This window comes from Leptospira barantonii, assembly GCF_002811925.1.
In the GTDB taxonomy this organism is placed as follows: domain Bacteria; phylum Spirochaetota; class Leptospiria; order Leptospirales; family Leptospiraceae; genus Leptospira; species Leptospira barantonii.
The window spans coordinates 79660-94512 of the sequence record NZ_NPDS01000011.1; the positions used below are offsets into that span (position 1 = coordinate 79660).

13 protein-coding genes are annotated in these 14853 nt (G+C 42.7%); 1 reads left to right on the forward strand and 12 read right to left on the reverse strand.

The features are described 5' to 3' along the window. Nucleotides 1-23 precede the first annotated feature (23 nt). The 9 genes from CH367_RS20170 to lptE all read right to left on the reverse strand — a co-directional run bounded on the left by CH367_RS20170 (nt 24) and on the right by lptE (nt 10413). Complete coding sequence (locus tag CH367_RS20170) at nt 24-1091, reverse strand: hypothetical protein (protein ID WP_100764303.1); 1068 nt, start codon at nt 1089-1091, stop codon at nt 24-26. An 11-nt stretch (nt 1092-1102) separates the two neighbouring features. Next, a complete protein-coding gene (locus CH367_RS20175) occupies nt 1103-2908 on the reverse strand; it encodes an extracellular solute-binding protein (protein WP_100764304.1) in 1806 nt (601 codons plus the stop codon). Between the two features lie 13 nt (nt 2909-2921). Beyond that, a complete protein-coding gene (locus CH367_RS20180; RefSeq protein WP_100764305.1) occupies nt 2922-4946 on the reverse strand; it encodes a RelA/SpoT family protein in 2025 nt (674 codons plus the stop codon). A 1-nt stretch (nt 4947) separates the two neighbouring features. Beyond that, a complete protein-coding gene (gene nadC, locus CH367_RS20185; protein WP_100764306.1) occupies nt 4948-5862 on the reverse strand; it encodes a carboxylating nicotinate-nucleotide diphosphorylase in 915 nt (304 codons plus the stop codon). Nucleotides 5863-6115: 253 nt separating this feature from the next. Continuing rightward, nucleotides 6116-7765: a lipoprotein LipL71 gene (locus CH367_RS20190; protein ID WP_100764307.1), complete on the reverse strand. Its 1650-nt coding sequence runs from the start codon at nt 7763-7765 to the stop codon at nt 6116-6118. A gap of 46 nt (nt 7766-7811) precedes the next feature. Next, nucleotides 7812-8147: an STAS domain-containing protein gene (locus CH367_RS20195; protein WP_002745051.1), complete on the reverse strand. Its 336-nt coding sequence runs from the start codon at nt 8145-8147 to the stop codon at nt 7812-7814. Nucleotides 8148-8217: 70 nt separating this feature from the next. Further along, complete coding sequence (gene tgt, locus CH367_RS20200; RefSeq protein WP_100764308.1) at nt 8218-9342, reverse strand: tRNA guanosine(34) transglycosylase Tgt; 1125 nt, start codon at nt 9340-9342, stop codon at nt 8218-8220. Beyond that, the gene (locus tag CH367_RS20205; RefSeq protein WP_017809903.1) at nt 9339-9821 is read right to left on the reverse strand and encodes a Fur family transcriptional regulator; all 483 of its coding nucleotides are present in this window, start codon (nt 9819-9821) and stop codon (nt 9339-9341) included. The genes tgt and CH367_RS20205 overlap by 4 nt, the downstream gene beginning before the upstream one ends. A 31-nt stretch (nt 9822-9852) precedes the next feature. Further along, nucleotides 9853-10413: an LPS assembly lipoprotein LptE gene (gene lptE / locus CH367_RS20210; protein ID WP_100764309.1), complete on the reverse strand. Its 561-nt coding sequence runs from the start codon at nt 10411-10413 to the stop codon at nt 9853-9855. A 17-nt stretch (nt 10414-10430) separates the two neighbouring features. Between lptE and CH367_RS20215 the strand changes: the two genes are divergently transcribed. Beyond that, nucleotides 10431-12260, forward strand: a complete 1830-nt coding sequence (locus CH367_RS20215) for a M23 family metallopeptidase (protein ID WP_208862019.1) — start codon at nt 10431-10433, stop codon at nt 12258-12260. A 97-nt stretch (nt 12261-12357) separates the two neighbouring features. Here CH367_RS20215 and lsa26 read toward each other — a convergent pair whose 3' ends face one another. The 3 genes from lsa26 to CH367_RS20230 form a co-directional block, all read right to left on the reverse strand. Then, nucleotides 12358-13104 carry a surface adhesion protein Lsa26 gene (gene lsa26 / locus CH367_RS20220; protein ID WP_100764311.1) on the reverse strand — a complete coding sequence of 249 codons (747 nt, stop codon included), beginning with the start codon at nt 13102-13104 and terminating at the stop codon, nt 12358-12360. Nucleotides 13105-13302: 198 nt separating this feature from the next. Then, complete coding sequence (locus tag CH367_RS20225; RefSeq protein WP_100764312.1) at nt 13303-13824, reverse strand: DUF1564 family protein; 522 nt, start codon at nt 13822-13824, stop codon at nt 13303-13305. A gap of 239 nt (nt 13825-14063) precedes the next feature. Then, nucleotides 14064-14651 (reverse strand): DUF1564 family protein, encoded by a 588-nt coding sequence (locus CH367_RS20230; protein WP_100764313.1) that lies wholly within the window; start codon nt 14649-14651, stop codon nt 14064-14066. Nucleotides 14652-14853 lie beyond the last annotated feature (202 nt).

Here is a 14853-nt window from a genome sequence, read left to right on the forward strand (position 1 = left end):
AATGGACGGTCTACCGACCTCTTTTACCCGAGTTCGAAGGAGCGGACGAATTCCCGAATCGTGTTGATATGATCGATCTCCGGAGATGGATTCTCCTTACTCGGCTCGTAAAGATGTTCGTCGAAAACGTGATAATCGAAAATCTTCAAAGAAAAGTCCGGAAACGTGATGATGATATTTTCGGAATGAATGTCGAAAATGAGTTTTTCCTCTTGAGCCAGATGTTTGGTCACCTCGATCACGCGATGAAAATCCAGAGCGATTTTTTTCAACTTGGAACGGCTGATCACCCCGAATTTATGCGTGTCAAAACTCAACTTCCATTTTGGGAAGAATGCGTCCTGCAAAGGGTTTTGTCGGATCTTTTCGTTCAGTCGGATGAATTCTTTTAAATGTTTTCCAGGAAGAAGGTTTTGGTTGTCGCAGGGAGTTAAGGTAAGAATGGAACTCCCGAACGGGGTTCTTCTCGCTCGAAGACCCATGAAGTAGCGTGTCGGAAGAACAAGATCGGGAATCAAAGACTTCAACTTCCAATAATGAAGCCTTTCCAAACCCAAACGCGAAAACTTAAAATGAATGTCTTCCTTCGCCGATCTCGTCCAAGTTTTGGACTTCAAAAAATCCATCAGTTGAATCTCTTCCGATTTCAAATATCGATCCAGATTCTTATTCACGTGTTTGTATAAGGAGCCGAAGATCGGATCGGAAGGAAGTTTGGACTTGCCGATCTTTACGACCTGATTCCAAGGAAGAGCGTAAACAAATTTATAAGAACCTCTTCCAATGTATTTTTCCGAGGAAAGAGGCATGAAGTTGTCGAGATATTCCCGATCGTAACGATGCGTTATGCGAAACAGATGAGAAACTGGGAAGAATCTTTCGTAAGTTTTTCGAACAAAACCGGACTCGCGCAGACGATAATCGACAGGGAGATCCTCGATCGGAATTTCGGGTTTGGTTTTTTCGGGATCGTAAAAAAGTTCCTTATCAAGCCCCTTTTCCAGAAGCTCGATAAAGTTCGGAATCTTAGGAGAACTAAGAAAATCACGAATGACGCCGCCTAATTCTCCGAGTCGATTCCGTTTATTCATAATTTTGAATATTACTGAAAGTAAACTTTCTCCGGCACGGACGGAAGTTTTTCTTTTTTCAAAACGACTTCGTTCAGTTTTAAGGATTGAGTCTCATCCAACCACCAAAGGGAAGAAGCTTCCTTTTCACTCCCGTATTTACCGAGCGGATTTTTAGGAGCCTTAAAACGATTCCAATACATGATCCGAGTCGCGCTCGTGTTCCAAAGAAGAACGTAAGGAACTTCCGCTGTCAGAATCTTATCGATCTTTCTCAGAATTTCGTTTCGTTTCGGAACGTTAAACTCCGTTCTTTGTTGTTCTACGAGTTTGTCCACTTCCGCGTTTTTAAAACCGGAAAGATTCGGCTGACCTTTTTCTTCCGCGTATTTGGAATACCACATCGCTTCCGGATCCTTGAAAATTCCCCCGCCCCAAGCGGCCCAGGTCATATCGAAGTCGTATTTATCCATACGAGAACTCCACTCGGCAAGATCCGTCGCTTCCAGATTGATGATGATGCCGACTTCTTTGGCCCGTTCCTGAATCAACGTCAGATATTTTTCGGATTTCTTATCGCGTTCCAAAATGCTAAACCGAAATTCTTTTCCGTCTTTTTCCAAGATTCCTTTCGCGTTCGTTTTCCAACCCGCTTGTGCAAGAAGTTCCCTTGCCTTCTTTACGTCGAAATCGATCGGAGGATTCGGTGAAGAACCGTTCCAAAGATCTTGGTAGAATGCGTTCGTTTCTTCGTATTCGTTATATGCGAGTTTTTCGATGAGAAGTTTTCGATCCACAAGATGTGCGAACGCCTTACGCACTTTCACATCGGAAAAGATCTCCCTTCTCATGTTAAAAACAAGACCCTGAAAACCGATCGGCTTCGAGTTATAGATTTTTTGTTTGAGAATGTAGTTCTCTTCGAATTTTTCTCCCACCGCATCCTTGACCCAAAAAGAAGCCGTGTAAGTAGGATAAATATCTATATCACCTTTTTTGAATGCTTGAAATGCGATCGGCTCCTCGTTATACACCTTAAAAAGAATCGTATCGAAGTTATCCACACCCTTGTAAAAAGGATACGCACGCATCCAATAATCCCCTCTTCTGCGCATCTTCACATAACGGCCTTTTTTAGCCGAGAGCATGGAGTAAGGACCGGAAACGACGGGAAAATCGAAATTCTCCTTATCGAAATTTCTGCCTTGATAATGATGCGCGGGAAGAATGTAGAGCGAGTTTGCGATCGTGTTGAAGTTCGACCAGTGAATTTCCTTTTGAGTGAATTCGATTTCTCTTTCGCTCAATACAACCGGCTTTTCAAAACGGGAAAGATCGATTCTAAAAACGGCCGTATTGTTGTTTTTATCCATCAAGGTTTCGTAAGTGAACAAGACGTCGTGTGCGGTGATCGGTTTTCCATCCGACCAAACCGCGTTGGGATCGATCGTAAAAACGAATTTCTTTTTATCCGGAGAAATTCTCCAAGAAGAAGCGAGATGCGGAATCGGTTCGAGAGTGAGAGGATGATAATCCAAAAGTGGTTCGAACATCAGACCGAAGATATGGGCCGTCGTCGAAAACTGATCCAAATAATAGTTCAAGGATTTCGGAAACTGATGACTGTAGATACGAAAGGTTCCGCCTTTTTTCGCTTCAAGAGAAGCGATCGGGTTGTGTCCTCGAAGAGCGACCGGAATCGAATCCGGACTTCCGTTCCAAGGAAGAGTCTCCACAACCACGGAAGTTTCGGGTTCCTCCTTGTCTCCGCAGTTGGAAACTAGAAAACAAGAAAGGACAAAAAGAATGCAAAAAACGGAATATAATATTTTTTTCAAGTAACTACCTCGTTTAATTCTTAATTCTATGCGCTTGATATACGTCCGGAATCTGTTTGAGATTGCTCAAAATTTCCTTGAGCTGATCCAAATGTTCCACGTCCACTTCGAAACTCGCCACCAAGTTTCCTCTTTGATCCGTACTCGCCTTGGACTCCCGGATATTGGTTTGTGTGTTGGAAATCGACTTCACAATTTCCATAAAGATACCTTGTCGATCCTTCGACTTCACTTCGATCATCACTGGAATTGATTCGCTCTGACCGTAATCCCATTCGACGGTGATGACCCGCATGGATTCTTCCTGCTCTTGTTGTTTTGCGGTTGCACATCCTTTTTTATGAATGCTCACGCCTCTTCCCCGAGTGACAAATCCGATGATCTCGTCGCCGGGAAGAGGAGAACAACAGCCGGAAAGTCTTACGGGAATTCCGCGAAGTCCCGCGACGATGACCTTACCCGCATCCAAGTCGATTTGTTTCGCGGGTTTTGAGGAAGGTTTTTTCTTAAGCTCTTCTAAAACTTCCGCGTTAAGCGTAATTTCCGCCGCAAACTCGGCTTCTTGTTGAAGATCCTTTTTGGTTTCTTCTCGAAGTCTTCTAAAATAGGCCCGCAGTTTTTGTCTTGCGGAAGGAGTTCTAACGATCCGCAACCAAATCGGAGAAGGTTTTGTTCTTTTATCGGTGATGATTTCGATCTGATCTCCGGATCTAATTTCGGTTCGGAGAGGTAGCATTCTACCGTTGATTCTTCCGCCCTTTGCTTTTAAACCGACATCGGTATGAATTCGAAACGCGAAGTCGAGAATGGTCGCACCCTTCGGTAACTGGAGAATTTCTCCTTTCGGAGTGAAAACGAAAACTTCGTCTTCGTGAAGATCGTATTTGAGTTCTTCGACGAATTCTTTCGGATCGAGAGCGGAATCCTGCCATGAGCTGAGAAGCTCGAGCCACTTTACTTTGACGCTCTTTCCGGATGGAGAAGGTTTACTTTCCTTATACATCCAGTGCGCGGCGATTCCGTATTCGGCGATATCGTTCATTTCACGAGTGCGAATCTGAACCTCGAGAGGTTTTCCGTCCGGACCGATCACAGTCGTATGAAGAGATTGATACATGTTCGTCTTCGGAGTGGCGATATAATCCTTAAAACGACCGGGAACCGGATTCCAAAGAGTATGCACGATTCCTAATACACCGTAACAATCCTTCACCTCGTTCGCGATGATGCGAATCGCTCTGAGATCGAAGATTTCGTTGAAGGTTTTCTCTTTGAGTTTCATCTTGCGATAGATGGAATAAAAATGTTTCGCCCTTCCGTCCACGTCCGCTTCGATCTGAATTTCGGAAAGTCTTTGTAGAAGAATGATCTTCAAGGTTTCGATAAAACCTTCTCTTTCCGACTTCTTGGAATTGATGTTCTTCTTAACGTCCTGGTATTCTTCCGGGTTTAAAATCTGAAACGCGAGGTCTTCGAGTTCGGATTTAATTTTATAAATCCCTAATCTACCCGCGATCGGCGCGTATAAGGAAAGGGTTTCCTGCGCGATTCTTCTTTGTTTTTCGGGAGGCTGAAAGGAAAGAGTCCGCATGTTATGCGTCTTATCCGCGAGTTTGATGAGAATGACTCGGATATCTTTGATCGTCGCAACGATGATCTTGCGGATATTCTCCGCCGCTTCGGTTTCCTTGGACTGACTTTTGATCTTGGAAATTTTAGTGACACCTTCCACAAGATCGGTAATGTCTTCGCCGAAGTCGCGGATCATATCGTCTCGGGAATATTCGGTATCTTCGATTACGTCGTGCAGAAGTCCCGCGCAGATCACCTTCTCGTCCAAACCGAGTTCGTAAAGAATGAATCCGACCTGAAGAGGATGAACTATATAAGGTTCTCCTGATAAACGAAATTGTCCCTGATGCGCTTGTTCTGATACGTCATACGCCTTATGAACGAAATCGTATGCGTGATCTCCGAGGGTTTCACGAACTCCTTCGAGGAGCATATCTTTGGTTGCAGGGGCCTTCACGAATCCCATCTCAGTGTTGCTCTATGTCCAGACCGAGATCCAGAAAACGGGTCGTGTGCGTCAAATAACCCATGCTCACACCCGCCCCCGAAAACTCGGAAAACGCTTCGAGTTTTTCCGGAGTAATTCCTCCCGAAAATTCAATCTGCACGTTAGGCGCCTTTTGCTTGAGAATGGAATACGCCAGCTTTGTATCTTCCAATGAAAAATTATCAAGAAGAATCACTTCGGCGCCGGAACCGATCACGTCTTCGAGCTGTGACAGTCCATCGATTTCGACTTCGACCAGTCTGCCGGGAAACCGTGCTTTGATTTTTCCAACCGGTTCGTGCGAGGAAGAATACATCGCGAGATGATTGTCTTTGATCATTGCCATCTCGGAAAGATTGAGTCTGTGATTGCTTCCGCCTCCGCAGTAAACCGCATACTTTGCGAGCTTGCGATAACCGGGAAGAGTTTTGCGTGTGTCCAAAATCATCAGACCTTTTTGTCCGTATTTTTGAACGACTTCTCCGGTTCGAGTGGAGATACCGGAAAGATATTGTAAAAAATTAAGAAGAATTCTTTCGATTCTAAGTATATGAACGAGGCTTCCGTGAATTTTCAAAAGGGTATCTCCTTTTTGAAAATTCTCCCCATCCTTTTTAAAAAGTTCCGACCGAATTCCGTTTCCACAAAGAGTATTCAAAACTTCTAATACTCCTGTTCCACAAAGAACGCCGGGTTCTCTTGCGTTCAAACTCGCGGTCGCTTTTTGGTCGGGGGAAAAAAGAGAAACGGATGTGATGTCTTCGTCGGGACAATCTTCTTCCCAGGCAAGTTTTACCAGGGTTTCATAATCTTGATAGCTTAGGGAAGAAATCGGATGAGTATAAGCGCGTTTCATTTGACTGCTAAAGAAAGTTTTACAATGCGAAAGCCACAATCAAGTGAATTTCAAAGCTGATTTTTAAAATACGCGGCGGTCGTTGCTTCTTACAGTTCAGTTCGATTTATTTTTGTTCAAGATCTTAACCGAATACTTTGAAAGTTAGACGAAAACGATTTTTGATTCGCCGGATTCTCAAGATTCGAACGAATTACCGAGAACGTGGTCGTTACTCCAGCCACATCTCCAAAAACAAAAAAGGCCCGGTATTTCTACCAAGCCTCTTTTCTCAAAACTCTGAGCTTTTCTACTACTGAAGATTTTCCGGATTTTCCTCTTCTCCGTTTTCTTCTTCAGGAGCTTCTTCGCCACCCGCCGCGTCGGACTGATCGTCAGCCGGAGGTGCAGTCGTAGTTTCTTCCGGTTTCTTCTTATTATCCGGCGCTCCGGACTCTGATTCTTCAGGAGCCGCAGGTTTTTGATTTTGCTCGATTGCTTCTACTTCTTCCGCAGTCGGCTTTTTCTTACTTGGAACCTGGTTCTTATCAAACTTAGTCGGGCCTTTTTTGGGCGGAATCAAGAGAACTTGTTTTGGGAAAATCAGGTTCGGATTCTTAATTTTACCGCGGTTCGCTTCGTAGATTCTTCTCCAAAGCTTCGCAGTTCCGTAATGTCTTTTGTCTTTGGAAATTCTCCAGAGACAATCCGCAGGAACTTTCTTACGAACCACATAACGTTTCCAACCTTCCGGCAAGCCGTCTTCTCCCATTTTTGTGGAAGAATTTTTTCCTTCAGTTGTGTTTTGATTCTTAGTATTATTCTTTTTGTCGTCGCCGGTTTTTGTGTCGCGTCCCGCAACTTTATCGCCGGTTGTTTTTCTTTCCATTCTCTCGGCAAGTTCGGTGGACTGATCCACTACGATTCTCGAAAGACGGATCGCTTCTTCGGAGCGAGAGATAGAATCTTCGTATTTCTCGGAAGAATACAAATCTTCCGCGGACACTCTGGATTCTTCAGCGGCCTTCAGATTCTCTTCCGCTCTTTGGTAAGAAACTTGGAAATCTCTGGAAGCGTTGACTTTATTCTTATCAAAAGATGCAAGTTTTGTGGTCGCACTTGCTACGCTTTGTTTCGCAAGTTCCTTTTGTTTCTCAGCGTAGGCCTTGATATTTTTTGCGACAAGTTCGCCGGATTTCTTACGAATATCGTCGATTTCCGCGTAACCCTCTTTGATCTTTCCTTCTTCGATTTTATATTTCGCTCCATCTAAACGACTTTTCGTTTCAGCGACTTCAGGATCTTTACCTTCCGCATACTTATCCGCGTCGTTCAGATTCTTTTCGATATCAGCGAGAGAATCGATCAATTGTTGTTTTTGAGAAAGTGCTAATACTTTAGATTCGTCCGCGGCTTTTTTGGAATCCGCATATTTCTGACGAGAAGCTTCATACTGATCGAATGCCGCAAGTCTTGTTCTGAGTTTTGCGTCATCCCCGGATTCTCTTGGATAAGATTCCAGAGTTCTGTCAGCGGTTTCACGAAGGGTATCCCCTTCTTTGCGAAGTTGAACCGAAGCGTTGTATGGTTCGGAAGCCAGTTGAGAAGCGTAAGCTTCGTCCGCCGAATCGATTGCGGTTGTGGATTCTTTACGAGCATCGTCTACGGAAGATGGAAACGATTTTTCCGACGCGTCAAGAGCCTTCGCTCTTGCGTATTCCGCCGACTTTTTAGTTTCCCCGAGATCTTCTTCCGAAGCTTTTTGGTGCGCGGTTAATAAACTTTTACGAGCTTCTTCCAATTCTCCGGGAGCGTATTTTTCTGCGCCCGCGGCCTTGGCTCTTGTAATGGAGTTTTTCGCGTCGCTCAACTCCTGAATTGGAAGTTCAGCCCCACAGGAAATGAGAAACCCTGCGAGTAAGATTATAAATGAAGAAAATATTTTTCTTTGTGTTGATTTCATTGCGGCACCAGGTTCAGAAAAGGTAGGATAAAATTATAATCCGATCTTACTTAAAGGCAGATACTGCTTCTGCCTCATTATCAAAAATCTCAAAAAAGGAAGTCAGCTTGGTAAGCTCAAATACCTTTCTTACAGAGCCGGAGACGTTGATAATTTTAAGTCCGCCCTGATACTTCTTCAGGTTGGAAAGGCTGGAGATCAGTGCACCAATACCAGACGAGTCAATGTAGGAAACTTTTTCCAGATTGATAATGGTATAGTATTTTTGTTCCTCGATGAGTTTAGCGATTACATCTTTAATCTCTGGGGCATTGTAGAGATCGATCTCTCCGTTTATGTCCAGAATCACAATGTTCCCGCTTTCTCTTCTGGTTATTTCCATAAATAATCAGCAACTCCTTTCTGTCTCTTTCCGGCCAGCTCTACTAAAGGAAAGGCGATTCTGTAAATAGTCAACCGGAAAATTCAGGCTTTTCATACAAATTTTTCCATCTGGCATAGGTTTCTAAAAATTCTCCTGCTTGAATGGACTTTTGTATCTCAGCGATGAAACTTTTCATAAAATATAAATTATGATACGTCGAAAGTGAGAATGCAGTGATCTCTCCAACGTGATGTAAGTGTCGGATGTACCCGATGCTGTATCTCTTACACACTTTGCACCCGCAATTCGGGTCCATCGGCGCGTCGGAATTCTTCCACTTCTCATTTCTCAAATTAATTTTTCCAAGTGATGTGAAAACTTGACCGTTTCTTGCGTTTCTGGTCGGAAGTACACAATCGAACATGTCCACTCCGTTCTTCACTCCGTCCAAAATGTCTGGAACGGTTCCCACTCCCATCAAGTAAAGTGGTCGAGTACGATCCGTGTGGGTCGAAATACCGTCCAAGATTCGAATGAAGTCCTTGCGAGGTTCACCGACCGAAAGCCCTCCGATTGCAATTCCGTCAAACGGAAGTGATGCGATCGCTTTCAAGCTCTCCAAACGAGAATCAAGATCAATGCCGCCTTGAAATATTCCAAAAAGATGTTGAGAATTCTTATTCTTCTCCCAATATTCCACCGACATTTCCGCCCATCGATGCGTTCGATCGAGAGATTGTCTGAGTCTTTCCGGGCTCGAATCGAAAGGAGCACAATCGTCTAACACCATCATGATGTCGGAACGTATACTTCTTTGAATGTCTATGACCGAGCTGGGCGTAAAATAGTGCCGACTTCCGTCTATATGCGATTGAAAACGAACGCCGTCTTGTTCGTATTTAAAAAGAGAATTGAGACTGAATACCTGATAACCGCCGCTATCCGTGAGAAGAGCTTTTTTCCATGTGGAGAATTTTTTGAGTCCTCCAAAACTATCGAGCACGGAAGTTCCCGGTCGGAGATAGAGATGATACGTATTCCCTAATATTAAAGAATACTCAAGTTCTTCAAGGTCGTCCATCGAGAGAGTCTTTACGACCCCCCTTGTCCCGACCGGCATAAAAACCGGAGTCTCCAGTTTTACACCGTTGAGTTCGAGAATTCCGGTTCTAGCTCTTGTCCGAGAATCTTCCGAAGTTGTCTGAAAAATCATCTACCGGCAGAATGCTCGTTGCAGGTTCCATAGATGTTTAAGCTATGTCCTGTAATTTTGAAACCGTTGTCTTTTGCGGCTTGTTCTTGAAGTTGTTCGATTCTTTCATCCACAAATTCTACGATCTTTCCGCAGACTGTGCAGATGATATGATCGTGATGTTTGTGTCCGATGATGTGCTCGTAATATTTGTAATCTTTTCCGAAGTTGTGTTCCTGCAACAAACCGGCAGAAACCATAATCGAAAGAATTCTATAGATCGTCGCCTTTGAGATTTGATCTCTTTGATCCTTGAATTCTTCCAAAAGTCCTTCTGCAGTGAAGTGATTGTGGAGAGAAAAAATTCTTTCCGCAACCAGCATTCTCTGGTTCGTGATTTTCAGACCTTCTTTCTGAAGGTATTCCGAAAAAGTCTGCATTTCCATGCGGACCGCAGGTTCCGTTTTGTTTAGAATGGCTTCTTGTTTTTCTCGATTCATAAGAGATTACTCAAGGGGCGGGTCAAGATTATCAGGGATCGATCTTCCCGGCAATAGAAAAATACCAAGCTCTTTCCATCTCCTCGGCGATTCGAATCGCCATTATTTTCAAGAGACGAGCTTGAGCCTGGCTCTCACTCTCTCTAAATCCGACTTGATCGGAGAAGATAATTCTAACCGGAATTTCTTCCCTTTCCAAGGTTATTTTCTGTCCGCCCGCCTTCTGCAATTCAAGTCGGACTATGATCAACATTTCTCTCGAAATGGATTGTCCTCCTTGATCGAGAAGATTTCCGACAAGTTGATAGTGAACGATTTCTCCGTAGAGTCGATAAGCCGCGATGGACTTTTCTCTGGTTTGAATGAATCTTCCTCTCGAATCGATTTCGGATCGAACGAGTTCCGTCAGGAGGGTTTGCACTCCCATTCCGTAGGAATTGTTTCGGAAGTTCTGCACATACAATCTTCTTTGATCGTCCGGTATCGGAACTCCGTCGATCTTCGGTGGATTTCTAGGTTCTCTTGTGAAATAGGCGCAGTTGAAAGTAGTTAGTATGACTATTAGGAAAATCGCCAGTCGGGCCAGGAACATACTTAGAAGGATCTTTCTTGGTCGGACCTCCGCGCAAGGAGTTTTTTCGGGATGCTTTTCGACTTTACAAATTTCGATTTTCAGTCCAGTTTTTTCGGAAGATGAAAAGATTCTCCGCGCTTTCGACTTACGTTCTTGTGTTAATCTTGACTTTTCAGGGATTGGGGGCGGAGGACCGACCAGAATTACTATTATTCCCCGAGTTGCAGGGAAAGCTTCGGTTTCCGATGGAGTTTCAAACTCCGATCTCTGGTTCTTTCGCCGAATATAGAACGCACCACCTTCACATGGGCGCGGACTTTAAGACGTTTCATCTGAACGGTCTTCCGGCCATCGCTCCTTTTGACGGCGTCGTTGAATCCGTCTCGGAATCTCCGACCGGTTACGGACTCAATTTGATGGTTCGTTCGTCGTCCGGACTGAGAGCAAAGTTCGCACATCTTTTCAATTTAGAAGGCGCAAAAAAAGAACTCGAGAATCTCAGACAAGCCCTACACCTTCTCAACGACGGAATCTTCGCCGTAAAATTTTTAGATCACAAGTTTTTCGTAAAACAAGGACAAGCGATCGCAAGAATTGGAGAATCAGGAACTGGCGTTCCTCATTTACATTTTGAACTTCATGGAAATGGAGACACTTTCAACCCACTTGCCTATTTAAAGATGAGCGATCGGGACGGAACTCCGCCCGAATTGTTAGTTCTTTATGTCGATTCTTCCGACGGCCAAAAGTTTCGCATTCCCCTAAAGAAAAAGGAGAATGGAATTTACGAGTTGAACGATCCCGAACCTCTTAAGGTCGGTGGAGAAGTGAGAATCAAACTGGGAGCATTCGATCGAATGAATTCTCGGAACAAGAACAATCTTTATTTCGCAAGACTTTTATCCGAAGGAAGAATTCTTTACGAAAGAAAGTTCGAAAAGATGAGCTACGCGGAAGCAAGAGATCATCAATCGATTTACGATTCCAATCGGTCTTCTCTCAATCCACCCGTTTATGTTTATAACTTATTCCCATCCTTAAAATCCAGTATCGACCTTAGGGAATTTCCTGAAAACCAGGAGATCCCTCTTGAGATAATCGCCGGGGACAAAGAAGAAAATCATTCTTCTTTGAAGATTAAAATTTTGAATTCGGGATCCAAAGGATTTTCCGAAAAAGCGGTCGCAACGGAATATTCTTCGAAAGACGGACGCTTTTTGTTAAAAACTCCCAAGGGAAATACTTTTGGTAGAGGAAATATTCTTTTCGAGAAGGTCGGAACTCCACCCGAAAACACTTTGCCGGAAGGTTTAATTTTAAAGAGCGAATTCTTTGAGGTCGAATCTACCGGAATCAGTTGGTCGGGTGAGGCAAAACTTCTTTGGAAAAACAAAAGGTTTGGAAAAGGGGAAAATCTCTATTTGCTCGAAGAGGGAACCAAGCGCTGGGTGATCCTAAAAACTTCTTTGGAAGGAGGAGGAGTCAGCGCAGTTCTAAATAAGATCGGAATCATAGCAGTTTTGGAAGACCGTTCTAAACCAAGAATCGACCATCCCTTTTTGATTTCCCGTCATCGCTTTACGCCGGAGGTCCGACCATCTTCCGTTATAGAAAGAATGTATTCCGTATCCGATATCGGGTCCGGCTACGCTGGTGGTGCTGAGATTCTTTTGGATGGCGAGCTATTTCCTTATGAATTTGAATCTGATCGCAAAATGATTTTGGTTAAGATTCCGAAATCCTTCGGAAAGTTTAAGAAACGACTTTTATTGCAGGCGAGAATCAAAGATAGAGCTGGAAATTTTTCCGAGTGGTTAACCGACCTTATCGATTTGGAAAAGACCCGTGATGATGAAAAAGGTTAAAACGAACTGCTCTCGTCCTTCTAAGCTTTAAACGACATCTATATTTTTTCGAAGAGGTCGGTAAACCGTCCCCTTCGAAAAAACTTAAATCAAAACCTTACTTCTTCGTATCTGGAGAAGAATAAACCCCACCTGCCGGAGACTTATAATTGATTTCGAAAACATCGTAATCAGACTTTCTCCAACCGGTCGCAAAGGCAACGGAGATTCCGATAAAATATTTCGTACTGAATTTCATCGTATTCCAAGCAAAGTTAGCAACTTCTTCTTTGGTCACAGAAAAAGGGTGAACCTTACCGCGAACCTCATCTAAATACAAACCTTCATAGGTTCCGATTGCGGTTCCTTGATATTCTAACGTAAGAATTCTTCCCGAAACGGAAAAATTTCTTTTGGATCCTGATTTATCCACGATGATTTTATCCACCGCGTCTTTAGGAATAATCGAAACCTGTCTCTGCGCTGTAATTACCTCTAAATCGGTAGAAAGCGCGATCGGTTCAATTCTATGAACCCGATATTGAACTAAAATTTCTTGGTTAAGATTGTTGCTTAAAAAGTTAACGACTTCTCCATTCTCGGGACGAACAGAAAACTCAACTTTTTCCCGGAGAGGAGTAAAGCATTCGTCTTTCGATGCATCGCATTTTTCGGATTTATCGTATGTAGTAAATTCTATAAGGCCTTCGTATGAATCGAAAATAAGCCCGCGACTTTCAAACTGAACGAGTTTAACAACGGCCCAACCTTCCGAATAAGTTCCTAAAGCAAAAACGGAAGAGGAAAAAAACAAGGAACCTATGGAGAAAATTAAAACGCTGATTCTTTTTAAATTTCTAAACATTATACACTCCAAAATTTTCTTAAATTCTAAGATTCGAACACTGTAAGGGTAGAATCTTCATTTTCAAGAAATATTTGACTAATTTTAAAAATTAGATCCCTTGCCGAGAATCGAACGTTCCCGCAAATATTGTATTTTCATAATCTGAGAATATTTCATTCTTTCGGAAAATGGATCCTAAAGAACCTAAGCTATAACTTAGGTTCCCGTCTGTTCGAATAATTTCGGTTCCGTGACAACCTCCGGCGGAAGTTTTTCCAAAACCAGATTTTCCGCAAATTTAGATTCCGGATAAAGATCCGTTTCGAGCAATCTAACGAACATCCGACACATGGAAACTCCGTGAAGAAACGCGAGTCTTCTGAGTTCAACCCAGTCGTCTTCAAACGGACGAAAAGGATAACGTTGTAGTTCGAGTTTTTGTTTTTGATAGGAGATTTTTTCTCCTGCATTCTGCTTTTGGATCAGAAATAAAACCGATCTATTACAGATACATTGGTTCAAAAGCAATCTCATGGATCCCGCGCTTCGAATTCTTCTGTCCAGATAAGGGACTAATTCTTTTGGAACATTTAGATCCGACGGAGAACCCAGTTTTTTTAGGTTTCTCTGTGAATCCAGGGCCATAAGATTTTTTTGTTTGCTTTGATTCCTTCCGGAACGATTTGGCTTTAACAGGCGTAGATGCCTGACGGGTTTTTTTAAATTTTTGATGTTCATACCCATCTCGGTTCCAATGATCGTTCTCCCGGAACCGAATTTTGAAAAAAATTTTGCGTTTTTTTCAATTTTTGAATATGATTTTATTTTTTACTTATGAATATTATAATATTCTGATTTTTTTGGGAATTTCGGAGTGTTTTTTCTAAAAAGCAATCTTCTCAGCGCGATTTTGAAAACTTTTTGGGTCGGAAGTCCGGACCACAAGAAAATTCACTGAAATTCCTAACTTTGTCATTTTATGCAGATGACTCTCTTTCGATCATTTGAAAAGTATTCTTACCAACGAGGAACAAAAATGAGAGTAAATCTCTTGAAGAAGAAATTTGCTGAACCAACAAAATTTCGAATGCTCGGCTTTCCCTATTTCTCAATGCGCTCTGAAATCCTGAAATTGGATTTTTCTTCTTCTTTTCATCCAAAGTAAGCAACAATACAAAAAAGTTGCAGATAGAAACACCGTAATAACGCGCTGTGATTCTAAGTTCGGCCCAATCTGCGGAATCAGGTCGAAAAGAAAAACGTATCAACTCGAGATTCGTGCTTTGATAGATAGTTTTTTCACCCTGAGAATGTTTGAATAACGAATGCATTCGATTTCGATTTTCTTTTAATAGAAAATGCAACGCCTTCTTTAAAGATCCGAATTTAGCAATCCTTCGCTCTACACTTTGAATTCGATTTTTTGGAACCCACAAATCGGAAGGTGCGAGCCTTTTCCATTGAGGACCGGGTTTACTTTTAGAAAAAGAAAGTGAATTTCTCGCTTCACTCTTCGCCAAACGACGAGTATGCTGTGAAGAATATAGATTTCTTACGTTTTCCATACCTTCTACGGTTATTGAAATCGTTTTTGCCGTTTGGTTTTAGGAGAGAATTTTACGAAATTGGTTTTTTATTTAGAAAATTTGTATCTCTAACAAGTGGATGTAGTTCCGACCAAAGCCCGTCTTAAAAAGATAGAGTTTTGCGATTCCATTCTTTCCCAAATAAAAAAGGCCAAGATTTGACTCTTGACCTTTCGTTTTG